24 protein-coding genes, 1 tRNA gene and 1 riboswitch are annotated in these 25,785 nt (G+C 62.9%); of the genes, 7 read left to right on the forward strand and 18 right to left on the reverse strand.

What is annotated here, in order from left to right:
- Positions 1-87 precede the first annotated feature (87 nt).
- The 4 genes from AB4Z53_RS08650 to tesB all read right to left on the reverse strand — a co-directional run bounded on the left by AB4Z53_RS08650 (position 88) and on the right by tesB (position 5,831).
- Positions 88-2,757 carry a DNA translocase FtsK 4TM domain-containing protein gene (locus tag AB4Z53_RS08650; RefSeq protein ID WP_441595562.1) on the reverse strand — a complete coding sequence of 890 codons (2,670 nt, stop codon included), beginning with the start codon at positions 2,755-2,757 and terminating at the stop codon, positions 88-90.
- A gap of 233 nt (positions 2,758-2,990) precedes the next feature.
- Positions 2,991-4,346 (reverse strand): ammonium transporter, encoded by a 1,356-nt coding sequence (locus AB4Z53_RS08655; RefSeq protein WP_441595563.1) that lies wholly within the window; start codon positions 4,344-4,346, stop codon positions 2,991-2,993.
- 27 nt (positions 4,347-4,373) lie between these two features.
- A complete protein-coding gene (locus AB4Z53_RS08660; RefSeq protein ID WP_113535326.1) occupies positions 4,374-4,712 on the reverse strand; it encodes a P-II family nitrogen regulator in 339 nt (112 codons plus the stop codon).
- 234 nt (positions 4,713-4,946) lie between these two features.
- On the reverse strand, positions 4,947-5,831 hold the full coding sequence (tesB, locus tag AB4Z53_RS08665) for an acyl-CoA thioesterase II (protein WP_113535325.1): 885 nt from the start codon (positions 5,829-5,831) through the stop codon (positions 4,947-4,949).
- An 85-nt stretch (positions 5,832-5,916) separates the two neighbouring features.
- Here tesB and AB4Z53_RS08670 point away from each other — a divergent pair, with 85 nt between their 5' ends.
- Positions 5,917-7,131: a ubiquinone biosynthesis hydroxylase gene (locus AB4Z53_RS08670; protein WP_113535324.1), complete on the forward strand. Its 1,215-nt coding sequence runs from the start codon at positions 5,917-5,919 to the stop codon at positions 7,129-7,131.
- A gap of 242 nt (positions 7,132-7,373) precedes the next feature.
- On the opposite strand, the gene AB4Z53_RS08675 is transcribed toward AB4Z53_RS08670, so the two are convergent.
- From AB4Z53_RS08675 to AB4Z53_RS08690, 4 genes are all read right to left on the reverse strand, one after another.
- Positions 7,374-7,562 carry a Trm112 family protein gene (locus tag AB4Z53_RS08675; protein ID WP_043626122.1) on the reverse strand — a complete coding sequence of 63 codons (189 nt, stop codon included), beginning with the start codon at positions 7,560-7,562 and terminating at the stop codon, positions 7,374-7,376.
- A gap of 10 nt (positions 7,563-7,572) precedes the next feature.
- The gene (locus tag AB4Z53_RS08680) at positions 7,573-8,253 is read right to left on the reverse strand and encodes an LON peptidase substrate-binding domain-containing protein (protein WP_291164320.1); all 681 of its coding nucleotides are present in this window, start codon (positions 8,251-8,253) and stop codon (positions 7,573-7,575) included.
- A gap of 194 nt (positions 8,254-8,447) precedes the next feature.
- On the reverse strand, positions 8,448-9,422 hold the full coding sequence (gene trxA / locus AB4Z53_RS08685) for a thioredoxin (protein ID WP_291164317.1): 975 nt from the start codon (positions 9,420-9,422) through the stop codon (positions 8,448-8,450).
- 58 nt (positions 9,423-9,480) lie between these two features.
- Entirely contained in the window at positions 9,481-9,990 is a 510-nt protein-coding gene (locus tag AB4Z53_RS08690) for a prolyl-tRNA synthetase associated domain-containing protein (protein WP_441595564.1), read from the reverse strand.
- A 251-nt stretch (positions 9,991-10,241) separates the two neighbouring features.
- Here AB4Z53_RS08690 and AB4Z53_RS08695 point away from each other — a divergent pair.
- Positions 10,242-10,316: transfer RNA gene (locus AB4Z53_RS08695), tRNA-Gly, on the forward strand.
- A 206-nt stretch (positions 10,317-10,522) separates the two neighbouring features.
- Here AB4Z53_RS08695 and AB4Z53_RS08700 read toward each other — a convergent pair.
- From AB4Z53_RS08700 to AB4Z53_RS08740, 9 genes are all read right to left on the reverse strand, one after another.
- Complete coding sequence (locus tag AB4Z53_RS08700) at positions 10,523-11,539, reverse strand: aldose epimerase family protein (RefSeq protein WP_441595644.1); 1,017 nt, start codon at positions 11,537-11,539, stop codon at positions 10,523-10,525.
- A 194-nt stretch (positions 11,540-11,733) separates the two neighbouring features.
- Positions 11,734-12,918, reverse strand: a complete 1,185-nt coding sequence (locus AB4Z53_RS08705) for a vWA domain-containing protein (protein ID WP_441595565.1) — start codon at positions 12,916-12,918, stop codon at positions 11,734-11,736.
- A 6-nt stretch (positions 12,919-12,924) separates the two neighbouring features.
- Positions 12,925-13,851, reverse strand: coding sequence for a homoserine O-acetyltransferase MetA (gene metA, locus AB4Z53_RS08710; RefSeq protein ID WP_113535318.1), 927 nt, complete (start codon positions 13,849-13,851; stop codon positions 12,925-12,927).
- A 61-nt stretch (positions 13,852-13,912) separates the two neighbouring features.
- Positions 13,913-13,990: riboswitch (SAM riboswitch) on the reverse strand.
- Between the two features lie 240 nt (positions 13,991-14,230).
- The gene (locus AB4Z53_RS08715; RefSeq protein WP_291160292.1) at positions 14,231-14,692 is read right to left on the reverse strand and encodes an NUDIX hydrolase; all 462 of its coding nucleotides are present in this window, start codon (positions 14,690-14,692) and stop codon (positions 14,231-14,233) included.
- Positions 14,689-15,528, reverse strand: a complete 840-nt coding sequence (locus AB4Z53_RS08720; protein ID WP_034802731.1) for an AAA family ATPase — start codon at positions 15,526-15,528, stop codon at positions 14,689-14,691. Before AB4Z53_RS08720 ends, AB4Z53_RS08715 begins: the two co-directional genes overlap by 4 nt.
- 108 nt (positions 15,529-15,636) lie before the next feature.
- Complete coding sequence (locus AB4Z53_RS08725) at positions 15,637-16,017, reverse strand: RidA family protein (protein WP_441595566.1); 381 nt, start codon at positions 16,015-16,017, stop codon at positions 15,637-15,639.
- A 10-nt stretch (positions 16,018-16,027) separates the two neighbouring features.
- Complete coding sequence (gene leuD / locus AB4Z53_RS08730) at positions 16,028-16,633, reverse strand: 3-isopropylmalate dehydratase small subunit (RefSeq protein WP_275021800.1); 606 nt, start codon at positions 16,631-16,633, stop codon at positions 16,028-16,030.
- Between the two features lie 155 nt (positions 16,634-16,788).
- The gene (locus tag AB4Z53_RS08735) at positions 16,789-17,220 is read right to left on the reverse strand and encodes a VOC family protein (RefSeq protein ID WP_113535314.1); all 432 of its coding nucleotides are present in this window, start codon (positions 17,218-17,220) and stop codon (positions 16,789-16,791) included.
- A 225-nt stretch (positions 17,221-17,445) separates the two neighbouring features.
- Positions 17,446-17,706, reverse strand: coding sequence for a hypothetical protein (locus AB4Z53_RS08740; RefSeq protein ID WP_291160304.1), 261 nt, complete (start codon positions 17,704-17,706; stop codon positions 17,446-17,448).
- Positions 17,707-17,832: 126 nt separating this feature from the next.
- On the opposite strand from AB4Z53_RS08740, the gene AB4Z53_RS08745 reads away from it, so the two are divergent.
- Both AB4Z53_RS08745 and AB4Z53_RS08750 read left to right on the forward strand, forming a co-directional pair.
- Complete coding sequence (locus AB4Z53_RS08745) at positions 17,833-18,738, forward strand: HpcH/HpaI aldolase/citrate lyase family protein (protein ID WP_113535312.1); 906 nt, start codon at positions 17,833-17,835, stop codon at positions 18,736-18,738.
- Positions 18,735-18,941, forward strand: a complete 207-nt coding sequence (locus tag AB4Z53_RS08750) for a DUF1737 domain-containing protein (protein WP_113535311.1) — start codon at positions 18,735-18,737, stop codon at positions 18,939-18,941. The genes AB4Z53_RS08745 and AB4Z53_RS08750 overlap by 4 nt, the downstream gene beginning before the upstream one ends.
- Positions 18,942-19,200: 259 nt before the next feature.
- Here the strand turns inward: AB4Z53_RS08750 and AB4Z53_RS08755 are convergent, their stop codons facing one another.
- The gene (locus tag AB4Z53_RS08755) at positions 19,201-19,635 is read right to left on the reverse strand and encodes a metallopeptidase family protein (protein WP_441595567.1); all 435 of its coding nucleotides are present in this window, start codon (positions 19,633-19,635) and stop codon (positions 19,201-19,203) included.
- A gap of 169 nt (positions 19,636-19,804) precedes the next feature.
- Here AB4Z53_RS08755 and AB4Z53_RS08760 point away from each other — a divergent pair, with 169 nt between their 5' ends.
- From AB4Z53_RS08760 to AB4Z53_RS08770, 3 genes are read left to right on the forward strand one after another with little or no spacing between them, the layout of a single operon-like run.
- Positions 19,805-20,758: an ImuA family protein gene (locus AB4Z53_RS08760; RefSeq protein ID WP_441595568.1), complete on the forward strand. Its 954-nt coding sequence runs from the start codon at positions 19,805-19,807 to the stop codon at positions 20,756-20,758.
- A complete protein-coding gene (locus tag AB4Z53_RS08765) occupies positions 20,673-22,226 on the forward strand; it encodes a Y-family DNA polymerase (protein ID WP_441595645.1) in 1,554 nt (517 codons plus the stop codon). Before AB4Z53_RS08760 ends, AB4Z53_RS08765 begins: the two co-directional genes overlap by 86 nt.
- Positions 22,223-25,585 (forward strand): error-prone DNA polymerase, encoded by a 3,363-nt coding sequence (locus AB4Z53_RS08770; protein WP_441595569.1) that lies wholly within the window; start codon positions 22,223-22,225, stop codon positions 25,583-25,585. The genes AB4Z53_RS08765 and AB4Z53_RS08770 overlap by 4 nt, the downstream gene beginning before the upstream one ends.
- The last annotated feature ends 200 nt before the right edge of the window (positions 25,586-25,785 follow it).

The raw sequence follows: 25,785 nt of genomic DNA on the forward strand, positions 1-25,785 counted from the left end.
GGCGCATGGCCATATCTTGCTGGCCGTGTCTCTCATCTGCGCGATTGCGGACGCAGAACCGCGCGGCACTTCTGCCGCCGAACTGCTTTACCGGCCGGTGATTTCCGCTTCGGTCGGGACCAGGATCTCGCGTTTTCCGGCATGGTTCGCCGGGCCGATAATGCCTTCCTGCTCCATGCGCTCGATCAGCGATGCGGCACGATTGTAGCCTATCCCGAGCCGGCGCTGTACGTAGGAAGTGGAAGCCTTGCCGTCGCGCAGGACGATTGCGACCGCCTGATCATAGGGATCGTCGGAATCGGAGAGGTTCGACGTGCCGGCCGGCCCACCGCCATCGCCGTCCTCGTCGTCATCCTCGGTGATGGCATCGAGATACTGCGGGACGCCCTGGGTCTTCAGATAGGCGACGACTTCCTCGACCTCGGTGTCGGAGACGAAGGGGCCGTGGACGCGCTGGATGCGGCCGCCACCGGCCATGTAGAGCATGTCACCCATGCCGAGCAGCTGTTCGGCGCCCTGTTCGCCGAGGATCGTGCGGCTGTCGATCTTGGAGGTCACCTGGAACGAGATGCGCGTCGGGAAGTTGGCCTTGATCGTGCCGGTGATGACGTCGACCGAAGGGCGCTGCGTCGCCATGATGACGTGGATGCCGGCGGCGCGCGCCATCTGCGCGAGGCGCTGCACGGCGCCTTCGATGTCCTTGCCGGCGACCATCATCAGGTCGGCCATTTCGTCGATGATGACGACGATATAGGGCATCGGCGACAGATCGAATTCTTCCGTCTCGTACATGGCTTCGCCGGTCTGGCGGTCGAAGCCGGTCTGCACCGTGCGGGTGATCTGCTCGCCCTTGGCAAGCGCCTGCTCGACGCGGCTGTTGAAGCCGTCGATGTTGCGCACACCGATCTTCGACATCTTCTTATAGCGCTCTTCCATCTCGCGGACGGTCCATTTGAGCGCCACGACTGCCTTCTTGGGGTCGGTCACGACGGGCGAAAGCAGGTGCGGGATGCCGTCATAGACGGAGAGTTCGAGCATCTTCGGGTCGATCATGATCAGGCGGCACTGATCCGGGCTCAACCGATAGAGCAGCGACAGGATCATGGTGTTGATCGCCACCGACTTGCCCGAGCCGGTGGTGCCGGCGACGAGCAGGTGCGGCATCTTGGCGAGATCGGCGACGACGGGTTCGCCACCGATGGTCTTGCCAAGCGCCATGGCAAGACGGGCCTTGGAGGTCTCGAAATCACGCGAGCCGATGAGTTCGCGCAAGTAGACGGTTTCGCGCCGCTGGTTCGGCAGTTCGATGCCGATAGCGTTGCGGCCGGGAACGACGGCGACGCGGGCGGCGATCGCGCTCATCGAGCGGGCGATGTCATCGGCGAGGCCGATGACGCGGGATGATTTGATGCCGGGCGCCGGTTCCAGCTCGTAGAGAGTGACGACCGGGCCGGGGCGCACGTGAATGATCTCGCCCTTGACGCCGAAATCCTCGAGCACGCCTTCGAGCATGCGGGCATTCTGTTCGAGTGCGTCGGGCGAAAGCGAGGCGTCGCGGCCGACATTCTTCGGCTCGGCAAGGAAATGCATGGGCGGCAGCGTGAAGTCGCCGTCGTCCTCGACGAAGGAGCGCTGGGCTTCACGCTCGATCCGCTGGCCGCTCTTCGGGCGGGGAGCAGGCGTTGCCACGCGCGAGCCCGACTTCGGCAGGCCCTGCTTCGGTGGTGCTGCGCGCGGCGCCCAGTCGGATGCCGGATCGTCGTCTTCGTCGTCGGGCAGGATGCCGGCCGGGCGACGTTCGTCGATATCGAAGGGCAGGTCATCGTCTTCGTCATCGGCCATGATGGGCGGCGGCGTGACGATGCGGCGTTCCGAGCGATCGAGCGAGGGTTCGATGCGGTCCCCGGCGACCATCGGCTTCGGCCGGACCGGCTCGTTCAGCGTGCCGAACTCGTCATTGTTGAAGTCGTAGGGTTCGTCATACTGGCGCTTGGGTGCACTGCGCGTGCCGCTCATGCCGAAAATGCGACGGACGCGTGCGTGCATGGTGTAGCGCATATGGGCGAAGGAGCCCATCAGCAGGGTGAAGGGGCCCTCGCTGTCGTCTTCGTCCAGTTCGTCGCGAACGGTGCGCGCCTTGCTCGGTGTCGGTTCGACGACCTCGTCCTCTTCCTCTTCGTCACTGACGCCGATGAGGCCGGCGCTGTAGATCAGGCACCAGGCCGCCGGCGCGGCGAAGATGCAGGCGAGCACGGTGGCGAATGTGCCGGTCGGGAATGCGCCGGTGAAGAGCGCCGGGAAGCGGAGAATCATGTCGCCGAAGACGCCGCCGAGACCGTTGGGCAGCGGCCAGGTGATGGGGGCGGGAACGCAGCTCAGCGCCGCGCCGGCAAGCACGGAGCCGATGAACCAGACGCCAAGGCGCTTGAAGACCTTGTCGAAACGCTTGCCGCTGATGAGCACCAGCGCCCAGGCAACGGCCGGCAAAAGGGCGACGACGCTGGCAAGGCCGAAGAATTGCATGAAGATATCGGCAAAGGCCGCGCCCGGGTAACCCAGCACGTTGGTCGGCGCTTCCGATGTCGCGTAGGAGAAGCTCGGGTCGGCGACGTTCCATGTCGATAGCGCCGCGACAGCCAGCGCCAATGCGCCAAACAGCGCAAAGCCCGCCAGCGACGCGATCTGCCGCCAAACGAAGGTGGTTAGCACGAACCGGTTGGAACGGCTGTCAAGCGTTGCCGGATTGCTTCTGCTCATATTGCCTGCTGCCCGTCTCGATCTCTAAGGCACATTGCGCGCCATGGAATCAACCTAAGCGGAGTACGGTTAATGCGACATTAACCATGCGTAGTTGCCGCTAAAATAGCGGTGGGTGTCCGCAAGATCGGCATGAAAAAGGCCCGGAGCTTCCGATCCGGGCCAAAGGCGATCCGCATCAGACGGATCGCGACGGGACTGTGAGCGGCGCCAGCTGCGGCGCCGGGAACCGCTTAGCTGTGGTAGGCGGCTTCGCCGTGGGACGAGAGGTCGAGACCTTCGCGTTCGGCTTCGACGGAGACGCGCAGGCCGACGATCGAGTCCACTACCTTGTAGAGGATCACCGAGACGACGCCGCACCAGACGATGGTGATGGCAACGGCGGTGAGCTGCGTGACGAACTGGCCGCCCATGGTGACGCCGTCGGCATAGCCGATGCCGCCAAGCGACGAGGAGGCGAAGATGCCGGTGGCAAGCGCGCCGAAGAAGCCGCCGACGCCGTGGACGCCGAAGACGTCCGCCGTGTCGTCATAGTGGAACTTGTTCTTCACGACCGAGACGAAGAAGTAGCAGAGCGGCGAGACGAGCACGCCCATGACGATCGCACCCATCGGGCCGGCAATGCCGGCGGCCGGCGTGATGGCGACGAGGCCAGCGATCATGCCCGAGGCTGCACCCAGCATCGAAGCCTTGCCACGCGTGATGGTTTCGACGACCGACCAGGAGAGAATGGCGGCTGCCGTTGCGAGGAAGGTGTTGACGGTTGCGAGAACCGCGCCGCCCGAAGCTTCGAGGTTCGAGCCGGCATTGAAGCCGAACCAGCCGAACCAGAGCATGGCAGCACCAACCAGCGTCAGCGTCATCGAATGCGGTGCCATCATGTCACGGCCGTAACCGGTGCGCTTGCCGACCATGATCGCGCCGATGAGGCCCGCGACGCCGGCATTGATGTGAACGACAGTGCCGCCGGCAAAGTCGAGCGCGCCCATGCCGAAGAGCAGGCCGTTGCCGTCCCAGACCATGTGAGCGATCGGGAAGTAGACGAAGGTTGCCCAGAGGATCGCGAAGAGGACCGCGGCCGAGAACTTGATGCGCTCGGCGAAGGCGCCGACGATTAGGGCCGGCGTCAGCGCGGCGAAGGTCATCTGGAACAGCATGAAGATGTATTCCGGAATGACGACGCCTTCCGAGAACGTTGCCGATGTGCTTTCACCGGTGACACCGGCGAGGAACATCTTGGCGAAGCCGCCGAAATAGGGGCTGGTCGAGCCACCGAAAGCGAAGGAGTAGCCGTAGACGACCCAGACGATCATCATCGCCGCGCCGATCACGGTGCACTGCATCAGCACCGAGAGCATGTTCTTGGCGCGGACAAGGCCACCGTAGAAGAGTGCGAGGCCGGGAATGAGCATGAAGAAGACGAGAAGCGTGGAGAAGAACATGAAGGCGGTATCCGCCTTGTCTGGGACCGGCGCTGCGGCGGCTGCGGCCGGCGCTGCTTCCTGTGCGAAGGCTAAGGCCGGCGCAAGCAAGGCGGCGCTGAGCGCGCCGAGGCGTCCAAGAGAGGTGGTAAGTTTGCTGGATGACATCGAGTAGTGCTCCCTGAACGGCGTGATTTACAACGCTTCTGAATCGGTTTCGCCGGTGCGGATGCGCACGGCATGGTCAATGGCGTAGACGAAGATCTTGCCGTCGCCGATCTGGCCGGTCTTGGCGGCTGCAGCGATGGCTTCCACGGCCTTTTCGACGAGCTCTGAGGGGACGGCGATCTCGACCTTCAGTTTCGGCAGGAAGCTCACGGCATATTCGGTGCCGCGGTAGATTTCAGTATGTCCCTTCTGGCGGCCGTAGCCTTTGACTTCGGTCACGGTCAGGCCCTGGATGCCGACAGCAGTGAGGGCTTCGCGAACCTCATCGAGCTTGAACGGCTTGATAATGGCCATCACAATTTTCATCTGGTTTCATCCTTGTTCGCCTCCGGCGGAGGCCGTCTCTCCTTGCTGCGGAGCGCCGGAGCGCCGTGCAACCGAACCATGACATTCAAGGGGCGTGCCAGATTCTGGCGATCGTCTTAAGTTGATGAAAAAAAACAGAAAAAAAGAAAGCCGCAGCACGAATGCTGCGGCGCATCAAAAAATCGGCACTTTAGGAGATTAAAAAATAGGCAGAATGAAGCTTCTGCTTATTTCCTATTCAGATGCCTTTTTCCGGATCAGCCCCTCCTGGGCGACGGAGGCGATCAGTACGCCGGAACGCGTAAAAAGGCTGCCTCTGGTCATCCCGCGGGCACCGTGTGCACTCGGACTGTCCTGGGTATAGAGCAACCAGTCGTCCATCTTGCAGGGCCGATGGAACCACATGGCGTGATCGAGGCTCGCGACCTGCAGGTTCCGATCGAAGACCGAAGTGCCGTGTGCATAGAGCGATGTGTCGAGCAGGGTCATGTCGGACAGGTAAGCAAGGATGGCTGCCTGGATGTGGCGTTCCTGCGGGACGGTGCCGACCGCCTTGACCCAGACATCCTGGATCGGTTTGCCGTCATCGCGGGTGAAATAATGGTGCAGTGAGGCGGGGCGGATCTCGATCGGACGCGGCCGCTCCCAGTAACGGCGGATCGCTTCCGGCGCATGCACGAGGAATTTCTCTTTCAGCTCCTGCTCGCCCGGCAAGGTCTCGGGCAGCGGAAGCTTCGGCATCTCGATCTGGTGGTCGAAACCGTCCTCGTCGTACTGGAACGAGGCGGACATCGAGAAGATCGCCTTGCCGTGCTGGATGGCGACGACGCGGCGGGTGGCGAAGCTCGAGCCGTCACGGATACGGTCGACTTCGTAGATGATCGGCACCGACGGATCGCCCGGCCGCATGAAATAGGCGTGCAGCGAGTGGACAAAGCGGTCCGCATCGACGGTCCGCTGGGCGGCGACGAGCGCCTGGCCGATCACCTGGCCGCCGAACACGCGCTGCCAGCCGACCTGTGGGCTCAAGCCGCGGAACAGGTTTTCCTCCAGCTTCTCGAGGTCGAGAATGGCAAGCAGCGCATCCATGGGCGTGGCGGTCTCAGTGGGGCGCGACATTTCGGCAGTCTCCGATGGTAGGAACGTCGATGGCATTGATCTATATAGACATAAAACGATGCTCAAGTGCGACGGGAGAAAGCCGATGCTCGATGTCTTGATTGCCGGTGGCGGCTATGTCGGCCTTTCGCTCGCCGTTTCGCTGAAGAAGGCGGCGCCGCATCTCAGCGTGATGGTGATCGACGGCGCGCCGGAAGGCGCCTGGAAGAAGGACCAGCGCGCCTCGGCGGTCGCGTCGGCTGCCGAACGCATGCTCGACGTGCTCGGCGTCTGGGATCAGATCGCGCCGGAGGCCGAGCCGATCCGTCGCATGGTGATTACCGATTCGAAGGCGGCCGATCCGGTTCGTCCTGTTTTCCTCACCTTTGATGGCGATGGTGGCGATGGCCGACCCTTCGCCCATATGGTGCCGAATACGGCGATGGTCGGCGCGCTGCGGGGAGCCTGCGAGGAACTCGGCGTCGCCAATCGCCAGTCGACGATGGTCGAAACCTTCAGGAGCGGCGACCACGCCGTTGCGGTCACGCTTGCCGGCGGCGAGGAGCTGGAAGCGCGCCTGCTCGTCGCCTGTGACGGCGTGCGCTCCAAGCTGCGCGATGCTGCGGGCATCAAGACCGTCGAGTTCGACTATGGCCAGTCCGGCATCGTCACGACGGTCGAGCACGAGCGGCCGCATGAGGGCACGGCGGAGGAGCATTTCCTGCCGGCCGGTCCGTTCGCGACCCTGCCGCTCAAGAACAATCGCTCGTCGCTGGTCTGGACCGAGCGCACGGAGGACGCCGAGCGGCTGGTCAAGGGCGACGATTTCCTGTTCGAGGAAGAGCTGGAGCGCCGCTTCGGCCACAAGCTCGGCCATTTGAAGGTGGTCGGCGGACGGCGGGCCTTCCCGCTCGGCCTCACGCTTGCCCGCGATTTCGTCAAGCCGCGCTTCGCGCTCGCGGGCGATGCGGCCCACGGCATTCATCCGATCTCGGGGCAGGGGCTCAATCTCGGCTTCAAGGACGTGGCAGCACTTGCCGAAACCATCGTCGAGGCCGATCGTCTCGGGCTCGACATCGGCTCGCTCGCGGTCTTGGAGCGCTACCAGAGCTGGCGGCGTTTCGACACGTTCCGCATGGGCGTGACGACCGACGTGCTCAACCGGCTGTTTTCCAACGACATCACCCCGGTCCGAATCGCCCGCGATTTCGGTCTCGGTATCGTCGACCGGTTGCCGTCGCTGAAGAACTTTTTCATTCGCCAGGCGGCCGGCGTAGCCGGCGAGACCGATCCGCGGCTGCTGTCCGGTCAGCCGATCTGAGACGTTTGCGGTAGGGGCTGCCCCTCACCCTAGCCCTCTCCCCGCATGCGGGGAGGGACACGGCCAAAGTTTGCCTCATGGCGAGGGGCTCGCGTTGAACGCGATCCGACACTTGCGGCTGGTCGAAATAATAGTTCTAGAGGGGTCACGGATTTCCTTCGCCCCGCCTGCTGGGAGAAGGTGGCCGGCAGGCCGGATGAGGGGCAGTCGCGAATTCTACGCTCAATGAGCCGCCGCGGCGCTCAATCCTCGATCTTGCGCGCTTCGGAGACCAGCATGATCGGCACGCCGTCGCGGATCGGATAGGCGAGGCGGGCCTTTTCCGAGACGAGTTCGTTGGCTTCGGCGTGGTAGCTGAGGCGACCCTTGGTCAGCGGGCAGACGAGCAGCTCGAGAAGTTTCGGATCGACCTTGCTGGCGTTGATATCCATTATCCGGCGCTCACTGCAGGATGCTGTCCATATCGCCGAAGTCGCGCGCGAGCACGATCTCGGTGATGGCGATCAGGGTTTCGGCGCGGGTCTTGAGGTCGGGTGCTTCGAGCAGCGCCTGTTTCTCCGCAGGCCCATAGGGCGACATCATCGCCATGGAATTGACCAAAGTGCGGTTGCTCGCCCGCTCCACGCTCTCCCAATCGGCCTTCAGCTTGTTGGCTTCGAGATAGGCCTTGAAGGCGGCGAGAAGCGCTGCCCTGTCCACGAGGGTTTCATCGTCGCGGTTTTCGAGATCGGCGGCGAAGGGGCCGATGCGGAAACGGCGGTAGCCGCGGGTGCCGCCGACCTCCGAAAACAGCCGGTAGCGGCAGACGCCGGTGAGCGAGGTGATGTAGCGGCCGTCACCGGTTTCGGCAAAAGAGGTGATGCGGCCGATGCAGCCGACCTCGCAGAGCGCCTGCATCGGACCCATGGCGGTCTCGTTACGGCCCTCGCAGAAGGATGGTTGCACGATGCCGATCAGGCGGTTTCCGGAAAGCGCGTCATCGAGCATGGCAAGGTAGCGCGGCTCGAAGATATTGAGCGGCAGCTGCGCACCGGGAAGCAGCAAGGCACCGGTTAGCGGAAACACCGGAATGATCTCCGGCAAGTCCTTCGGACCGAGATAGCGTGCATTTCCGACGTGCATTTTCCGATAGACCCTGCAGATGTCCGCTTTGCCCCGCCAAGGAAGCGTAGTCAACCAGACCAGAAGATGGTGCGTTCCGTGAAAATCTCAAGGGACGAGTCCGCCGATCTTCATGGGTGAATGTGGATCGTGATCAGCCGCACGCACGAAAAGGGGCGCAAACAGCGCCCCTCTTCAAAAAAATGCCTGGCGGTTCAGGAGAACAGGATCGACGAGAGCTTGCGCCGTGCGGCGATCGTTGCCGGATCCTTCGGTCCCCAGACCTCGAAGAAGGACAGAAGCTCGCGGCGGGCGCCGTCGTCGTCGAAGGCCCGGTCACGCTTCATGATCGTCAGCAGGTGATCGGCGGCAGCCGTCCGGTCGCCTTCGACGTTGCGGATCTTGGCGAGCAGCACGCGCGCCTCGTGATCATCGGGATTTGCAGCGAGGCGCCGTTCGAACTCGTTGGGATCGCCGAGCTTGCGGGCTTCCTCGATCTGGTCGAGCTTCTTGCCGATCGCCGCAATGCCTGCGTCCTTGGCAAGGTCTTCCGGCAGACCGGAGAGCGCTTCGCGGGCTTCCGCGAGCTGGCCGAGCGTAATCATGCAATCGATCATGCCGGCGATCGCCACGACGTTTTCGGGATCGGCCTGCAGCACGGCGCCATAGAGGCCTGCAGCGTTCTGGGCGTCACCGGCATCGATGAGCGCCTTGGCATCCGCGAGAACCGCCTCGATCTCGGCCTTGCTGTCGTCGACAGCGGGACCGGCGATCTTTTCGATGAATTGCTTGATCTGGCTTTCCGGTACCGCGCCCATGAAGCCGTCGACCGGGCGACCGCCGACAAAGGCGATGACGGCAGGGATCGACTGGATGCCGAGCTGGCCGGCGATCGAGGGATGATCGTCGATGTTCATCTTGACGAGCTTGACGCGGCCTGCGGCTTCCGTGACCACCTTTTCGATGACGGGGGTCAGCTGCTTGCAGGGGCCGCACCAGGGCGCCCAGAAATCGACGAGAACCGGCTGCTGCCTGGAGGCTTCGAGCACGTCCTTGGTGAAGTTGGCAGTGGTGGTTTCCTTGATCAGGTCGCCGCCCGACGCGGCCGCCGGCGCCGGCTGGCCGAAGGAGGCCGAGGCCGTCATCTGAGTGCCGAAAGACCCTGCATAGGGATTGTCGCTGCCCGTCATTCTTCTCTCCTCGCCGGCTCGTCTGCCAGCTTACTGCATTCGCGCCAAAGATCGTATGTCAGGCCGTGACTTTCAAGACAAGCGGTTCGTGTCCGGTCGCTTCCATGAAGCGCAGCAGATCCTTCGTTGCGATTGCGGTCGTCGCGTCGTTGGAGAGCGGATGGCAGTTGACGACATCGAACTTCATCAGGTCCTCGTCGAGGATCACCTTGACGCTGCCTTCAGTGTCGTTGATCGCGCCGAAGGCGGTTACGGCACCCGGAATGACGCCCAGATACTCCATCAGCTTCTCCGGCTTGCCGAAGGAAACCTTGCTTGCTGCGCCGATCACCTGGTGGACGGTCTTCAGGTCCACCGTCGCGTGCTCCTCGACGGTCAGCAGGAAGTAGTTGTCCTTCTTGTCCTTCACGAAAAGGTTTTTCGTATGGCCACCGGGCATCTCGTCACGAAGCGCCACCGATTCGGCGACGGTGAACACCGGCTCGTGGTTCTTGGTTTTATGGTCGATCCCGAGCTGATCGAGAAAACGGAAGAGGTCTTCGGCGGTCTTCGGCTGTGATTCACTCATGATTCTCATCCCTTGGGCACTCGTTTCGCATCTGCTTTAGGGGAGAAGCCCGTCGCGGTGCAATCTCACAGGCGGCGAGCCAAGCCGAAAACGCGGCATTTCCGGGCTTTGCGAAGGGTCTCCAAAAAAATATTCGATTTCTCGTCATTTCCCTGTTGCATTCCAAAATCGCTTAGGCCATATACCGCCCGTCGCCGCAAGACAGCGCCGACGCCACGGTCCACCGACTACCCCCGGACCTTGGATGATGAGCGGGTGTAGCTCAGGGGTAGAGCACAACCTTGCCAAGGTTGGGGTCGGGCGTTCGAATCGCCTCACCCGCTCCAATTTCTCCCAACCACTTCATTTCACAGTTGTTTTCGAAATGAACGGCATTTGCCGTCAGGCGCCCAGCGCTTCGCGACCGGACACTGTGCCGTGCGAATACGGGCGCTCTGCCGAACACAACGCCGGTATTTGGGGAGGCAGTCCTTTCGGCCGCTTCCCCACCTTTCATTCATTGCAGATTGTCAGCACGTGCGCGCGAGCGCGCTCAGCTCTTCATGAACACGTAGTCCGTTTCCTGCCGGCGGATCTCGCCGGGGCGCAGCACTGCGCTCGGGAAGCCGGCGTGGTTGGCCGCATCCGGCCAGATCTGGGTTTCCAGGCAGAAACCGGCGAAGGGGCCGTAACGGCGTCCCTCGAGGCCGGGGACGGGGATGTCGAGCTTGGCGCCAGTATAGAGCTGCACGCCCGGTTCCGTCGTCAGCACTTCGAGCGTCACGCCGGAATTGATGCTGCGGGCAAACGCCACCGAGTGTTTCGCCATGGGTTCGCTCGAAAGGCAGAAATTGTGGTCGTAGGCGATGCGCTCGCCTTCGGTCTGGCGGCGAAGCGGCGTCATTTCCCTGAGGTCGAAGGCGGTGTCCTCGACCGCGCGGATCTCGCCCGTCGGCACCTGGCGTTCGGTGGTCGGCAGGTAATGATCGGCGGCGATCATGATGTCGTGGCCGAGCGCGTCGGCGCTGCCGTCGAGATTGAAGTAGCTGTGCTGGCAGACATTGGCGAGCGTCGCCCGGTCGGTCTCGGTCTCGTAGACGACGCTCAAGACGCCGCCGGGCTTCAGCGCGTAGGTGCAGGTGACCTTGCAATTGCCGGGATAGCCGGCGCGGCCGTCCGTGTCGGTAATGGCGAGCGTGACGCTGTCGGGCGTCTGGCGGGTGATCGTCCAGTTGCGCTTACCAATGTTGTCGCTGCCGCCGTGCAGGTGCGTGACGCCCTTCTCGTTCAGTTCGAGCTGGTAGGTCTCGCCGTCGAGCGTGAAACGTCCGTTTCCGATGCGGTTTGCGCAGCGCCCGGGCGTGGCGCCGAGATAGGGCGAGTGGGCGAGGTAGCTTTCGAGATCGGTGAAACCGAGCACCAGCGGGGGCTCGTGGCCTTCCAGGCGGAGATCCTGGATCGCCGAGCCCCAGGTGAGCACATGGGCGGTGAGCCCGCCACCGGAGAGCACCACACGATGGACCGGCTCGCCGGATGGCAGGTGGCCGAAGATTTCCGTGTTCTGATGCATGTTCACCGCTTACTCCCCTCTTCGCGATCGCAGCAACCTGCGTCATTTCAAAGGGCGCGGCAACCAAAAATCTTACTATATGAGGCCTTAAATCGTCACCGACTTAAGGGCAAAAACCTGCAGCCATCCAGAATGCCACGGCGCGCTGGCGGATCGTGAGGTACGCGCGACGCCTTGGATTTTTCGGGGTGAATTCAGCGCGATAGCTGCCTGGTGGCGTCCTGCAGGCCGGCGAGCGTCAAGGGAAACATTCGTCCTTCGAACAGGCTCTTCACCATGCCGATCGACTGGGTGTAGCCCCAGTGCTGTTCGGGCACGGGATTGATCCAGATCGAGCGCGGGAAATGTGCCGTCAGACGCGACAGCCAGAGCGCGCCGGCCTCGTCGTTCCAGTGCTCGACCGAGCCGCCGGGATGGCTGATCTCATAGGGGCTCATCGAGGCGTCGCCGACGAAGATGGCGCGATAGTCGCCGCCATAGGTGCGCAGCACTTCGGTGGTGCGGGTGATGTCGATACGGCGGCGGCGGTTGTCCTTCCACAGGCCCTCGTAGACGCAGTTGTGGAAGTAGAAGTGCTCCATGTGCCGGAACTCGCCGCGGGCCGCCGAGAACAGTTCCTCGACGATGCGGATGTGATCATCCATCGAGCCGCCGATATCGAAGAACATCAGGAGCTTCACGGCATTGCGGCGTTCGGGGCGAGTCACGACGTCGAGATAGCCGTGTTCGGCGGTGGAACGGATCGTGCCGTTGAGGTCGAGCTCGTCGGCGGCACCCTGGCGCACCCAGCGCCTGAGGCGCTTCAGTGCGACCTTGATGTTGCGGGTGCCGAGTTCGACCGTGTCGTCGTAGTCCCTGAATTCACGTCGGTCCCAGACCTTGACGGCGCGGCGGTGGCGCGACTGGTCCTGGCCGATTCTGACGCCCTCGGGATTGTAGCCATAGGCGCCGAAGGGCGAGGTGCCGGCGGTGCCGATCCATTTCGAGCCGCCCTGGTGCCGGCCCTTTTGCTCCTGCAGCCGCTGGCGCAAGGTCTCCATCAGCTTGTCGAAGCCGCCAAGCGCCTCGATCAGGCGTTTTTCTTCCTCGCTCAGATGCTTCTCTGCGAGCTTGCGCAGCCAGTCCTCGGGGATGACAGCCTCTTCGCCCGCCTCCATCGGGTTGACGGCTTCAAGGCCGGAAAAGCAGTGCTGGAACACCCGGTCGAAGCGGTCGATATGGCGCTCGTCCTTCACCAGTGCCGTACGCGCCAGATAGTAGAAGGCCTCGACGTCGAAGGTGGCGATGCCCGCCTCCATCCCCTCGATCAAGGACAGGAATTCCCGGAGCGTGACCGGGACCTTCGCCGCCTTGAGTTCGAGGAAGAAGGGAATGAACATCTGACCTCAGCTTTTCCCGGCGCCGATCTCCGCGACATCATACGGCGTCGTCTGGTACATCTCGTTGATCCAGTTGCCGAAGAAGAGATGCGCATGACTGCGCCAGCGGTTCTGCGGCGGCAGGGTCGAATCGTTGTGCGGGAAATAGTCGTGCGGCATCTTGATCGGCACGCCCGCATCCACGTCCCGGAAGTATTCGTCCGACAGCGACGTCGAATCATACTCCACGTGGTTGAACATATAGAGCCGGTTGCCCTTCTTCTCGTGCACCAGGCAGACGCCCATCTCCTTCGATTCCATCAGGATTTCGAGGCTCGGCACCTTGTCGATATCGGCGCGGCGGACCTCGGTCCAGCGCGAGACCGGAACCGCGAAATCGTCGGAGAAGCCGTTGAGATAGACGGAGGAACGATTGAGGTTCTGGTGGCGGTAGACGCCGAAGGCTTTTTCCTTCAGCGCATATTTCGGCACGTGGTGGAAATGATAGATCGCCGCCATCGCGCCCCAGCAGACGTTGAGCGTCGAGTGCACATTGGTCTCGGTCCAGTCGAGGATGCGCTTCAGTTCGTCCCAATAGGTGACGTCCTCGTATTCGAGCGTCTCGACCGGCGCGCCGGTGATGATGAAGCCGTCGAACTTGCGGCCCTGTACCTCTTCCCAGGTCTCGTAGAAGGAGAGCAGGTGATCTTCCGAAGTGTTCTTGGCCCGGTGAGCGCCGATGCGCACCAGCGACAGTTCCACCTGCAGCGGCGAGGCGCCGATCAGGCGCGCCATCTGAATCTCTGTCTTGATCTTGTTCGGCATGAGGTTCAGGAGCCCGATCTGGAGCGGGCGGATATCCTGACGGATCGCCACGGTCTCGGTCATCACCCGCACACCCTCATGCACGAGGGTTTCGAAAGCGGGCAGCGTATCGGGAATCTTGATGGGCATGGGCTTCCACTCGATCAATACAAAAAAACCGGCAGCGATTGATCGCGACCGGTCCTCGGAAATCCAACTTTCCTCGGCCCTTTAGCGACTTGTTTAACGTGGCTGCAAGCCGRCCGGCCAAATCACCACAGGGAATTTGATAGCGCGACAGGGCCTCGGGGGTCAAGAAAAACGATTCGGGGTGTCGTGGCCCCTCATCCCGCTGCCGCGACCTTCTCCCCGCGGGCGGGGAGAAGGGGCCTTGCCGCACCCGATCGCTCCGCCAGTCAAGCTTAGCGGCCGTTCGGCCTATCTTGATCGCCGGGTTCGCTGCCGGCCCGTCTCGGCTTGGGGGCTTACTCGTCGTCCTCGTCCCCTCTTTCCGCTTGTGGGGAGAAGGTTAGTCCTCGGGTTTAACCCGAGGAGAGGGGCTAGTCTGCAGCAGGCTTAGAGCATCCCGCATTCCATAACCTAGCCGGCGCTCAGCCTCATCCAGGCCGAGCCAGAAGAAGCGAAAGCGGATCGGGTCACCGCCGCCATAAGGCGTCATTTCCTGATGCACCCAAGTCTGGCGCTGCTCGCCGGCGAGCGCGACGTGAAAGTAGTGCCGCCGATGGCAGATCGTCCTGCCGTCCTTCGGGTAGTGGTAGTCCTGCGTGTCGAGATGGGCGAGCGTTTCCGACGGCGTCAGCCCCGTCTCCTCGATAAATTCTCTCACTGCCGCGGCCTCTGGGCTCTCGTCCGGCTCCATCGTGCCGCCAGGCACCTGCAGCGCGATCTCGGGAAAGTCCGGCTCGTCGAAGACCAACAATCGGTCGCGCCAGGTGGCGTAGATCAGGACCTTGTGGGCGTCCGGGGTCATCCGTCGCGCCGCGCCATGAAGGCGAGGCGCTCGAAGAGGTGTACGTCTTGCTCGTTCTTCAGAAGTGCGCCGTGCAGCTTCGGCAGCATGGTCTTGGCGTCGGCTCTCAGATCCGCCGGATCGACCTCGTCGGCGACGAGCAGACGGATCCAGTCGAGCGCTTCGGACGTGGACGGTTTCTTCTTCAACCCCGGCACCTGGCGGATGTCGTAGAAGGCGGCAAGGGCGGCCGAGAGCAGCGTCTTGCGGATGCCGGGGTAATGCACCTCGACGATGCGGGCGAGCGTGTCGGCGTCGGGGAAGCGGATATAGTGGAAGAAGCAGCGACGCAGAAAGGCGTCCGGCAGCTCCTTCTCGTTGTTGGAGGTGATGATGACGATCGGCCGATGACGGGCGCCGATCATCTCGCCGGTCTCGTAGACATGGAATTCCATGCGGTCGAGTTCCTGCAACAGGTCGTTCGGAAATTCGATATCGGCCTTGTCGATCTCATCGATCAGGAGCACCACGCGCCGATCGGCCTCGAAGGCCTGCCAGAGCTTGCCCTTGCGGATATAATTCCTGACCTCGTTGACGCGCTCGTCGCCGAGCTGGCTGTCGCGCAGGCGCGATACGGCATCGTATTCGTAAAGCCCCTGCTGCGCCTTGGTGGTCGACTTGACGCTCCATTCGATCAGCTCGAGGCCAAGGGCTGCGGCGATCTGGCGGGCAAGCTCGGTCTTGCCGGTGCCGGGCTCGCCCTTGACCAGCAGCGGCCGTTCCAGCCGGATCGCGGCGTTGACGGCGATCATCAGGTCCTTGTCGGCGATATAGTCGGCGGTGCCTTGAAATTGCATGGGCGTCTTCCGGGTTCAGCGTCTCGTCTGCGAAGTCCATGGACTACCGCATCTTGGCCGAAATCGGAATCGATTTGAGAAGAGATGGTGCGAGCAGAAAGTTCTGTCTCAGCCGCGAAGGGCGGTGACCTCGATCTCGATCAGCATTTCCGGGCGGATCAGATCGCAGACGATCATGGTTGCGGCCGGGCGGATCTCGCCGAAGATTTCGCCGAAAACCGGGAACACCCGGTCGGCGAAGCTGGCATCGGTGACGTAGTAGTGGTTGCGCACCACGTCCTTCATCGAGAAGCCCGCTTCCTTCAGCGCGCCCTCGATCGTCTTCAGGCAGTTGCGCGCCTGCTCCTCCACCGTCTCGGGCATGGTCATGGTGGCGTAGTCGTAGCCGGTCGTGCCGGAGACGAAGCACCAGTCGCCCATCGCGACGGCACGCGAATAGCCTGCCGTCTTTTCGAAGGGCGAGCCCGAGGAGATGAGCTTGCGCGTCATGCCGCTTGCTTTAGGCCCAGGGGCGCGAGGCGCCGACCGACTTCTCGAAGCTGTCGATGGCGGTCGCCTTTTCCAGCGTCAGGCCGATGTCATCGAGGCCGTTCAGCAGGCAGTGACGCTTGAAGGCATCGACCTCGAACTTGACCGAGCCGCCGTCCGGACCGGTGATTTCCTGGGATTCGAGGTCGACCGAGAGGATGGCGTTGGAACCGCGCGAGGCGTCATCCATCAACTTGTCGAGGTCAGCCTGGCTGACGACGATCGGCAGAATGCCGTTCTTGAAACAGTTGTTGTAGAAGATGTCGGCGAACGACGTGGAGATCACGCAGCGGATACCGAAGTCGAGCAGCGCCCACGGTGCGTGCTCGCGCGAGGAGCCGCAGCCGAAATTGTCGCCGGCAACCAGGATCTTGGCGTTCTGGTAGGCGGGCTTGTTGAGCACGAAGTCCGGGTTGACCGAGCCATCCTCGTTGTAACGGGCTTCGGCGAAAAGGCCCTTGCCAAGGCCGGTGCGCTTGATCGTCTTCAGGTAATCCTTCGGAATGATCATGTCCGTGTCGATGTTGACGACGGGGAGGGGGGCGGCGACACCGGTGAGCTTGACGAATTTTTCCATAACTTCAGGCCTTCGATTTCAGAAGAATGTTGCGCTAGCGTTTAGATGAGTTTTGCGCCGAAATGAAGGAAAATCTGTTCAAATAGGCGTCGCCGGGTGGGTGAAAATGCCCGCCCGGCGAGAGCTTCGTCCGGATTTCGATTGTCTGCAGGGACTTAGCCTGCCTTCACCGGGCTGTTCATGGCCCAGAGGACGCCGAAGGGATCGCGGAGCTGGCCGTAGCGATCGCCCCAGAACATCACCTCGATCGGCATCACGACCTCTGCGCCGGCGGCAACAGCGCGGTCCCACCAGGCATCGATGTCGTCGACGGTCAGCGTCAGGGTGAAGGCCTGGGGTTTTTCCAGCGGGTGGCCGTATTCCGGATAGGCGTCCGCCAGCATCAGCGAACTGCCATTGATGTAGAGATGGATGTGCATCGTCCGGCCCTGCTCGTCGAGCGGGTGCCGGCCCACTTCTTCACCACCGAAGGCGCGCTGGTAGAATTCCGACGCCTTGGCGGCGCCATCGACCTGAAGATAGGGCAGAAGGCCGTTCAGGACCGGTGCCGGCTGCTTCGTTTCAGTTTGCTGCGTCTGGGTATCCATGTCGTTCTCCATCCTGTTTCGAAGAGCCAGGACCGTGCTGGCCTGTCTCAAGGACGAAGATGGAATGTCCGATCCGACATGGGATCGAAAAAAAATTTGCAGCCTGCTGAATGACGGTTTTTGAAGGGCGCCAACAGGGTTCGAGCCGATCATTGATCGGCCCGATTGCGGATGACCGCTGGGGATCGATTCCGACGCCCGGGGATCGATCCCGATGCCTGGGGATCAGAGGTCGATGATCGTACCGCGACCGTCATTCCAGATGCGCATCTCGCGCTGGCCGTGGCCATGGGCGGGGCCTGCGGCAGCCGGACGCGCCGTGGCGCGGGCTGGCCTGAAATTCAGCCGTGTGGCAATGGCGCTGCCGACCACGACGACGGCGGCGATGCCGGCAAGGGCCAGCGCCAGCGAGGCGGTGAGCACAAAGGCCGCGAACGTGATGGTCAGGGCTGCGGCCGTAAAGAGAACAGAGCGAATGCTTTGCATAATCGTCACCTTTCTGAGGGCGATGTGGGGGCTCGCCTTCGGACTTGCAAGAGGCGCGCTTTGCGAAAGGGGTGCGGCGGTTCGCCTCGTCTTGCGGAACGCGGCAAAGGCGGGCACAACTGAAACATGAACAAATCGATCGAACATCACCCCGTGCGTCTGCGCCGCTCGGCGCTTTCGGTGCCGGCCGACAATGCCCGCGCGCTCGCCAAGGTCGCTGAACTCGCAACTGATGCCGCGATCTTCGATCTTGAGGATGCGGTTGCGCCCGAGCGCAAGGTGGAAGCGCGCGAGGCGCTGGTGCAGTATCTGACGGCGAGCCGGCCGGACTGCGAAATCGTCATCCGCATCAATGCGATCGGCTCCGATTTCGGTCAGCACGATCTCGCCGCAGCGCTAGCGGCCAATCCTGATGCCATTCTCCTGCCGAAGGTCGAAAGCCCGGCGGATATTCAGGCGGCGGCCGACTGGCTCGACGAGAACGACGCGCCGGAAACGTTGCGTCTCTGGGCGATGATCGAAACGCCGCGTGGGGTGATCAACGCGCCGGCAATCGCCGAGGCCGGCCGCACCTTCAGCGGCAGGCTCGATTGTTTCGTCGTCGGCCTCAACGACCTGCGCAAGGAGACCGGCGTGCCGGATCGCCCTGGTCGCCCCTATCTGATTTCCTGGCTGATGCAGATCCTGTTGGCCGCACGCGGCGGCGGCCTCGATGTCATCGACGCCGTGTTCAACGATTTCCGTGATGCGGCGGGCTTCGACGAGGAATGCCGGCAGGGCCGCGACATGGGCTATGACGGCAAGATGCTGATCCATCCCACCCAGATCGGCCCGGCGAACGAGCGCTTCGGCGTGGAGCAGGTTGCCGTCGACGAGGCGCGCGCGATCATCGCCGCCTTTGCGCTTCCGGAAAACGCTGGCAAGGGTGTCATCAATCTCAACGGACGGATGGTCGAGCGGCTGCACCTCGACCAGGCCGTGACGCTTGCCGCCAAGGCGGACCTTATCGAACAACGAAAGAGAAGATCTTGAAACTCTACCGCTTCCTGACCGGTCCTGACGACGCCTCCTTCTGCCACAAGGTGACGGCGGCGCTGAACCAGGGCTGGAGCCTGCACGGCTCGCCCACCTATGCCTTCAATGCCGATACGCAGCATATGCAGTGCGGCCAGGCGGTGGTCAAAGATGTCGAGGGCAAGGATTACACCCCGGATATCAAGCTGTCGGAACAGTAAGCAGGCCTGCCTGCTGTCGCGCAAATTTGCCCCTCTCCTCGGGTTTAACCCGAGGACTAGCCCTCTCCCCGCAAGCGGGGCGAGGGGACGCGACTGACGCTTGGTCATCGCGAATAGTCGGCACGTGAAGCCCGTTTCTGGAATTGGGTATGAATGCGAGCGGGTGCCGCGCGGTTCCTTCGCCCCGCCTTCGGGGAGAAGGTGCCGGCAGGCGGATGAGGGGGCAGCCCTCACCGCGCGGATGATAGGCAATGAAGTGTCAGCCGCCGACGTGCTCGACGCTGGCCTCGATCCGTTCCATGTCGTCGTCGGAAAGGCCGAAATGGTGGCCAATCTCGTGGATCAGCACATGGGTGATGATATCGCCCAGCGTCTCTTCGTTCTCGGCCCAATAGTCGATGATCGGGCGGCGATAAAGCGTGATCCGATTGGGGAACTGGCCGGTTTCCATGGTGAAGCGTTCGCCGATGCCGCGGCCTTCGAAGAGGCCGAGCAGGTCGAAGGGCGTTTCAAGCGCCATATCCTCGAAAACGTCGTCGCTCGGGAAGTCGGCGACTTCGATGATGAGGTCGGTCGTCAGCTGGCGGAACTCCTGCGGCAGATGGCCGTAGGCTTCCAGCGCGAGCTGTTCGAAGGTGGTGAGCGTCGGTGCGTGGCGTTCCCGCCAATCATCGGTCTGGTCAATGCGGGCCATAGGCACTCCTTGTTGCCCTCCATATAGCGATTTTGCCTTTGTTTTTCGAGTGTTGAATTCCTTGACCACAGGGACAGGAATAAATTCTTAGAATTGGCTGTTGACTCATTTAGGAAGCTCTGGAATCTAATAGAACATAACATGAACATTCTGATGGGAGTTGACCGTCATGGCCGACAAAGCCGTGGAGCGGGAGACGGTACTTTCGCTCCGAGAAACCATAGCCAGGATCGAAAACCGTCGGCTTCCGGGCGTCGTGCGCGCCGCCAAGGCGGCCGATCCCGGCGGCTTCCGTCAACGTGAGGAAGATGAGCCGGGGCGCAAGGCGCTGGCGCTTGGCGTTCGGGATCTAGACGCGCTTCTCGAAGGCGGTCTGCCGCTCGAAGGCATGACGGAAATCCGCAATGCCGAAACGCGTGATGCCGGTGCTGCCGCCGGGTTTGCTGCCGCACTTAGCGTGCTCTGTCAGCAGGCGCGCCTGGAAAAGGGCGAGTCGGTGGCGCCCGTACTCTGGATCAGCCAGGCAATGGCTTCCAACGAAGCGGGCATGCCCTACGGGCTGGGTCTCAAGGCTTTCGGCCTCGATGTCCGCGGCCTCGTCTTCAGCCTGCCTCGTACGGTGAAGGATGCGCTCTGGATCGCTGAAGCCGCGCTTTCCGTCCCGACCTTCTGTGCCGTGATCCTTGAAATTCGCGGCAATCCTGCAGCCCTGGCGCTTAGCGAAAGTCGGCGCCTGCATGTCCGCTCACGAGCGGGCCATATCCCCCTTCTGCTTCTGCGCCAGTCCGGACACGAGGAGGCCAGCAGCGCCTTCTTCCGCTTCCTCGTCGAGCCGGCCCCGGCGCGCGAGCGCGCCCTACCGGATGGATCGATGCTTCGCGGCAGCATCGGCCATCCCGTCTTTCATGTCATTGCCGAGAAGAGCAGGGCTCCTGCGCCGCTCGGCTTCTTCCTGGAGTGGAACCCCCATGACCGCCGCCTTTACCCCGTCGAGCCCCTACCAGCCGCTGCTGCGGCAGATCCAGAACCAGCGCATTCTGTCGCTCGCCTTTCCGCATCTTCCGGCCGATCGGGTCGCGCGCAAGCGTTGGGGGAACTCGTGGCTTTCCCGCGGGCGTCCTGAACATCCGCCCGTCGTCTTCGCCGACAAGGTGAAGAGCGCGATGCGCCTCGTCGCGCTTGAGGGTTACGCCGAGAAACGTGGATTTCACATTGGTCAGGGCGTTGCCGAAGCTCGGGCCATGTGTCCCGAGATCGACGTGCTGCCGGCCGATCCCGCCGCCGACCGGGCGCTGCTTGCAGGCCTTGCGGATTGGTGCAGCCGCTATACGCCGCTCGTCGCGCTCGATGGCGACAGTGGCCTCTTTCTCGACATCACCGGTTGCGCTCATCTTCTCGGCGGGGAAAAGGCGCTGCTCGACGATCTGCTCGCGCGCCTTTTTCATCTGGGCGTCGAGGCCCGGGCGGCGATCTCCTCGTCCGCCGGGCTCTCCTGGGCGGTGGCGCGTTTCGGCTCAGACGATATCCTTGCCGAGGACGAGGCGGCGCGGGCGCTGGCACCACTGCCGATGGCGGCTCTTCGGTTGCCGCAGGAAACGATCGAAACGCTTGGCCGGGTCGGGCTCAAGCAGATCGGCGACATCATCGCGGCACCGCGCGCGCCGCTTGCCCGCCGGTTCGGTGCAACCCTGCTTCTGCGCCTCGATCAGGCGCTGGGGCGGGAGGACGAACCGCTATCGCCACGGCTGCCCGTCGCGGCCCTTTCGGCAGAGCGGCGGCTCGGCGAACCGGTCCAGGGCGAAGACGATATTTTGGGCCTGACGGAAGAACTGGCGCTGCGGCTGAAGCCGGAACTGGAAAAGCGCGGGGAGGGCGGGCGCCTGTTCGAACTGCTGCTCTTCCGTGTCGATGGCGCGGTCTTCCGCATCGCCGCCGGCACATCTTCGCCGCTCAACGAACCGCGGCGCGTCGCCGGTCTTTTCCGCGAGCGCCTGCAGGCGGTGCATGAGGATCTCGATGCCGGCTTCGGCTTCGAAATCTTGAGGCTCTCGGTGCCGAAGAGCGAAAAATACGAGGTGATGCAGGAAGATTTTTCCGGCACGCCGGATCGCGAGCGCCCGCTTGCGGCCTTCGCCGATCGGGTCATGGCGCGCTTCGGAGCGGAGAGCCTCATGGTGCCAGCTCTCTCGGAAAGCCATGTTCCGGAGCGGGCAGCGACCTTCCGCCCGCTTACGGACATGGCGCTGATCAGCAAGGCCGGGGAGCCGGCCGCAAACATCCCGGCGCCCCTGCTTGCCGCGGCGGCCCGGCCGCAACGGCTCTTTCCAAGCCCCGAGCCGGTAGAGGCGGTCGCCGAGGTGCCGGAGGGGCCGCCGAGAAGTTTTCGCTGGCGGCGCACGCTGCACCGCATTGCGCGAGCCGAAGGGCCTGAGCGGATTGCCGGCGAATGGTGGCTTGATGGTGAGCCGGCGCTGGAACGCGATTATTTCCGGGTGGAAGACGATAGCGGTCGGCGGTTCTGGCTGTTTCGCGAGGGCCATTATGGCGCGAGCGCTCCGCCGCGCTGGTTCATGCATGGAGTCTTCGCATGAGTAACGCTGTGCCCTATTTCGAGATCGGCGCCTGGTCGAACTTTTCCTTCCTCGAAGGCGCTTCCCATCCGGGCGAGATGGTTGTTGCGGCAAGCCGCCTCGGCATTGGCGGCCTCGGCATTGCCGATCGCAATACCGTCGCCGGCGTGGTGCGCGCGCATGCGCAGGCCAAGGTGGAGAAATATGCCTTCCAGCCAGGCGCGCGGCTCTCCTTTGCCGAAGACCTGCCTGACGTGCTCGCCTATCCCTTAAATCGCCGCGGCTGGGGCAATCTCTGTCGGATGCTGAGTGCCGGAAACCTGCGCGCCAAGAAAGGCACCTGCACGCTCTACGAGACCGATCTCATCGAATGGGGCGAGGATCTCTTGCTTGCCGTGCTGCCCGGCCCGGTGATCGGCGCGCCGGAGGCAACCCTGCTTGCCGATTTCCTCAAGCGGTTGAAGCCGCATTTCGCCGACCGGCTCTATCTGGCGCTGGTGCCGCGTTATGACGGCTTCGACCAGTTTGCCTTTGCCGGGCTTGCGACCATTGCCCGCCATGCGTCAGTCAGGCTCGTCGCCACCAACAGCCCGTTGTTTCATGTCGCTGACCGGCGGCCGCTTGCCGATGTCGTCACCGCGATCCGCGAGCATGTGACGATCGCTGCCGCCGGCTATCGGTTGCACGCCAATGCCGAACGACATCTGAAGACGCCCGCCGAAATGGCGCGCATCTTCCGCGATTATCCGGAAGCGATCGCCAATACCGGGCATTTCTTTGGGCGTCTGAAGTTCTCGCTGTCGGACCTCGAATATCAATATCCGGATGAGAGCATTCCTGGCGAAACACCGACACAGACGCTGCGGCGGCTGACGAAGGAGGGCGCGCGCGAACGGTATTCCGGTGAGATTCCTGAGAAGGTTTCGACGCAGATCGAGTATGAGCTCGAGCTGATCGCCGGCAAACGTTACGAGCCCTACTTCCTGACGGTGCGCAACATCATGCAGTTTGCGCGTGGCGCCGAAATCCTGTGCCAGGGCCGCGGTTCGGCGGCGAATTCCACCGTCTGTTACTGCCTGAGGATTACCGAAGTCGACCCGCTTTCGACCACCCTGCTTTTCGATCGCTTCCTCTCGACCGAACGGGACGAGCCGCCGGATATCGACGTCGATTTCGAGCACGAGAAGCGGGAGAGGGTCATCCAGCATATTTATGAGACCTATGGCAAGGAACATGCGGGGCTGACTGCCGCCGTCATCAGCTACCGGGCACGTTCCGCCGGTCGCGAGACCGCCAAGGCTTTCGGGTTCTCAGAAGATGTACAATCGGCGCTTGCCGGCTCGGTCTGGGGCTGGTCGGTCGCCGATCTCTCGGAACGCGAGGCGCAGGCCGCCGGTCTCGACACGAAGGACCCGACGACCGTGAAGGTGCTCGATTATGCCAGCGAGCTGATGAGTTTCCCGCGCCATCTTTCCCAGCATGTCGGCGGCTTCGTCATGACCCGCGACCGGCTCGACGAGGTGGTGCCGATCATGAACACGGCGATGCCCGACCGCTTCATGATCGAGTGGGACAAGGACGACCTCGACACGCTGAAGATCCTGAAGATCGACGTGCTGGCGCTCGGCATGCTGACCTGCATCGCCCGAGCCTTCGCGCTTCTCGACCGGCATTACAATGAGCGGAAAAACCTGCACCAGCTCTTCAAGGATCATCAGGACGCCGTCTACGACATGATCTGCCGGGCCGATACGATCGGCGTCTTCCAGATCGAGAGCCGGGCGCAGATGAGCATGCTGCCGCGGCTGAAGCCCAGGAAATTCTATGATCTCGTCATCGAGGTGGCGATCGTCCGGCCGGGGCCGATCCAGGGCAACATGGTGCATCCCTATCTGAAACGGCGGGAGCAGCATGCTCTTGGGATACCTATCGAATATCCGAGCCCTGAATTAGAGGTCGTTCTGGAACGGACGCTCGGCGTGCCGCTCTTTCAGGAGCAGGCGATGCAGATTGCCATCACTGCCGCCGGTTTTTCGCCCAGTGAGGCCGACCAGTTGCGGCGGGCGATGGCGACCTTCAAGCGCACCGGCACCATCCATACCTTCCACGAGAAGATGATCGAAGGCATGGTCAAGAACAACTATCCGCGCGATTTCGCCGAGCGTTGCTTCAAGCAGATCGAAGGTTTTGGCGAATATGGCTTTCCGGAAAGCCACGCGGCGTCCTTCGCGCTGCTCGTCTATGTCTCCTGCTGGCTGAAAACCTATTATCCCGATGTCTTCTGCGCGGCGCTCCTGAACTCACAGCCGATGGGCTTTTACGCGCCCGGGCAATTGGTGCGGGACGCGCGGGAGCATGGGGTCCGGGTGCTGCCCGTCGACATCAACCACTCGGTCTGGGATGCCGATCTCGAAGCGGGTGGCCTGGATCGCAACGCCATCGAGCCGCGCCACCGCGAGATGGAGGACGTGATCAGGACGACGAAGGCGATGCGCCTCGGTTTCAATTCGATCAAGGGGCTGAACCAAAAGGAGMTTGAAGATAAACTCGTCGCCAATAGGGGCGCCGGTTACGGGTCGGTTCGTGATCTCTGGTTACGCTCCGGCCTCTCCCGTTCAGCGCTCGAGCGGCTCGCCGATGCCGATGCCTTCCGCTCGATCGGGCTCGATCGTCGCAAGGCGCTTTGGGCGGTGAAGGCTCTGGATGAAAAGAGTGCGGCCGAGCGGCTGCCGCTCTTCGAGGGTGCAGCGAGAGAGGAGTTGCGGCCGGAGCCGGCGATGGTTCTGCCGGAGATGCTGGCGGGCGAGCAGGTGATCAACGACTATCGTTATCTCTCTTTCTCGCTGAAGGCGCATCCGGTCTCCTTCCTCAGAGACACACTTGCGGCGCAGGGCATCGTCACCAGCCGCACGCTTGCGACTGCTCCGGTCGGGCGGCGGATAACGGTCGCCGGGCTGGTGCTCGTTCGCCAGCGTCCGGGCTCGGCCAAGGGCGTCATCTTCATGACGATCGAGGACGAGACTGGTGTCGCCAATGCGATCGTTTGGCCAAAAGTGTTTACGACCTATCGCCCGGTGGTCATGGGTGCACGCCTCGTCAAGATCCGCGGCCGGCTGCAGCGCGAAAGCAGCGTCATCCATGTGGTCGCCGAACACATCGAGGACATCACGCCGATGCTGGGACTGTTGCGCAAGGAAGCCCGGCGGTTCGGGGGCAGCGACCGCGCCGATGAAGCGCTGAGACCGACCGGCGACGCGCGCGAGAAGAAGGCGCAGGGCAATCTGCGCCTGCCGGTGACCGGGGATTCCGGTGGCCGGGGGCCACAGCAGGCGACGGCCGAGGTGGCGGACGTGATGCCGAAGGGACGCAATTTCCATTGATGGCAGAGCCCCCCGCGCCGCCTCAAAGGGCGGCCCGGTGGGCCTCGCGGTGAATGAGCCGTTCATCTTGCGTGACGCCCGGAACGGTTTTCCGGACCATTCGGCGAGACTGCCGTTGGGGGCTCTTCCTGGCAGTGTTTGATGGAGGGAGCCATTGATGTGTGTAAAAATGTCGCAGGCGACCTGCGGCGCGAACGACC

The organism is Ensifer sp. 2TAB8 (assembly GCF_052115125.1).
Lineage (GTDB): Bacteria > Pseudomonadota > Alphaproteobacteria > Rhizobiales > Rhizobiaceae > Ensifer.

What these genes read in the sequence shown, in the direction of transcription:
- AB4Z53_RS08650 (WP_441595562.1), bottom strand. Translation starts at nt 2,757, where the DNA reads ATGAGCAGAAGCAATCCGGCAACGCTTGACAGCCGTTCCAACCGGTTC.
- AB4Z53_RS08655 (WP_441595563.1), bottom strand. Translation starts at nt 4,346, where the DNA reads ATGTCATCCAGCAAACTTACCACCTCTCTTGGACGCCTCGGCGCGCTC.
- AB4Z53_RS08660 (WP_113535326.1), bottom strand. Translation starts at nt 4,712, where the DNA reads ATGAAAATTGTGATGGCCATTATCAAGCCGTTCAAGCTCGATGAGGTT.
- tesB (WP_113535325.1), bottom strand. Translation starts at nt 5,831, where the DNA reads ATGTCGCGCCCCACTGAGACCGCCACGCCCATGGATGCGCTGCTTGCC.
- AB4Z53_RS08670 (WP_113535324.1), top strand. Translation starts at nt 5,917, where the DNA reads ATGCTCGATGTCTTGATTGCCGGTGGCGGCTATGTCGGCCTTTCGCTC.
- AB4Z53_RS08675 (WP_043626122.1), bottom strand. Translation starts at nt 7,562, where the DNA reads ATGGATATCAACGCCAGCAAGGTCGATCCGAAACTTCTCGAGCTGCTC.
- AB4Z53_RS08680 (WP_291164320.1), bottom strand. Translation starts at nt 8,253, where the DNA reads ATGCACGTCGGAAATGCACGCTATCTCGGTCCGAAGGACTTGCCGGAG.
- trxA (WP_291164317.1), bottom strand. Translation starts at nt 9,422, where the DNA reads ATGACGGGCAGCGACAATCCCTATGCAGGGTCTTTCGGCACTCAGATG.
- AB4Z53_RS08690 (WP_441595564.1), bottom strand. Translation starts at nt 9,990, where the DNA reads ATGAGTGAATCACAGCCGAAGACCGCCGAAGACCTCTTCCGTTTTCTC.
- AB4Z53_RS08700 (WP_441595644.1), bottom strand. Translation starts at nt 11,539, where the DNA reads ATGCATCAGAACACGGAAATCTTCGGCCACCTGCCATCCGGCGAGCCG.
- AB4Z53_RS08705 (WP_441595565.1), bottom strand. Translation starts at nt 12,918, where the DNA reads ATGTTCATTCCCTTCTTCCTCGAACTCAAGGCGGCGAAGGTCCCGGTC.
- metA (WP_113535318.1), bottom strand. Translation starts at nt 13,851, where the DNA reads ATGCCCATCAAGATTCCCGATACGCTGCCCGCTTTCGAAACCCTCGTG.
- AB4Z53_RS08715 (WP_291160292.1), bottom strand. Translation starts at nt 14,692, where the DNA reads ATGACCCCGGACGCCCACAAGGTCCTGATCTACGCCACCTGGCGCGAC.
- AB4Z53_RS08720 (WP_034802731.1), bottom strand. Translation starts at nt 15,528, where the DNA reads ATGCAATTTCAAGGCACCGCCGACTATATCGCCGACAAGGACCTGATG.
- AB4Z53_RS08725 (WP_441595566.1), bottom strand. Translation starts at nt 16,017, where the DNA reads ATGACGCGCAAGCTCATCTCCTCGGGCTCGCCCTTCGAAAAGACGGCA.
- leuD (WP_275021800.1), bottom strand. Translation starts at nt 16,633, where the DNA reads ATGGAAAAATTCGTCAAGCTCACCGGTGTCGCCGCCCCCCTCCCCGTC.
- AB4Z53_RS08735 (WP_113535314.1), bottom strand. Translation starts at nt 17,220, where the DNA reads ATGGATACCCAGACGCAGCAAACTGAAACGAAGCAGCCGGCACCGGTC.
- AB4Z53_RS08740 (WP_291160304.1), bottom strand. Translation starts at nt 17,706, where the DNA reads ATGCAAAGCATTCGCTCTGTTCTCTTTACGGCCGCAGCCCTGACCATC.
- AB4Z53_RS08745 (WP_113535312.1), top strand. Translation starts at nt 17,833, where the DNA reads ATGAACAAATCGATCGAACATCACCCCGTGCGTCTGCGCCGCTCGGCG.
- AB4Z53_RS08755 (WP_441595567.1), bottom strand. Translation starts at nt 19,635, where the DNA reads ATGGCCCGCATTGACCAGACCGATGATTGGCGGGAACGCCACGCACCG.
- AB4Z53_RS08760 (WP_441595568.1), top strand. Translation starts at nt 19,805, where the DNA reads ATGGCCGACAAAGCCGTGGAGCGGGAGACGGTACTTTCGCTCCGAGAA.